Origin of the sequence: Muriicola sp. Z0-33 (assembly GCF_026126425.1) — a bacterium.
Lineage (GTDB): Bacteria > Bacteroidota > Bacteroidia > Flavobacteriales > Flavobacteriaceae > JAFMPW01.
The window spans coordinates 1-332 of record NZ_JAFMPW010000049.1 but is presented as its reverse complement, the minus strand read 5'-3'; the positions used below and the strand labels follow the sequence as shown (position 1 = coordinate 332).

The window sequence follows — 332 nt, the reverse complement described above, 5'->3', positions numbered from 1 at the left end:
CGACCTCCGCGTCCCAAACGCGGCGCGATAACCGGGCTACGCTACACCCCGAGATGGTCATCTAAATAACGTTTTGCTCCTCGCTTCTTAATCTTCCGCTCTAGTATTAAAGCTTCAGTTTTGTTTGAAACACTTATCTGCAAAACTAACTTCCAGGGAACTCCATACTTAGTAGATGGAACTCTTCCCAGATTGTGTCTTTTCAATCTTTTATCGATATCAGTAGTTTGCCCTACATAATATCTTGAACGTTGATCACTAAAAAGAATATATACAAACATAATCCTTATTAGTTGGGGTGGTCACGCCTCTGGCGTGACGACCTCCGCGTC

The 332-nt window shown here is 43.7% G+C and carries 1 protein-coding gene; it reads right to left on the bottom strand.

Features of this window, described 5'->3' with window-relative positions:
* Positions 1-41: 41 nt before the first annotated feature.
* Positions 42-281 carry a GIY-YIG nuclease family protein gene (locus J1G40_RS18310; protein ID WP_265244110.1) on the bottom strand — a complete coding sequence of 80 codons (240 nt, stop codon included), beginning with the start codon at positions 279-281 and terminating at the stop codon, positions 42-44.
* Positions 282-332 lie beyond the last annotated feature (51 nt).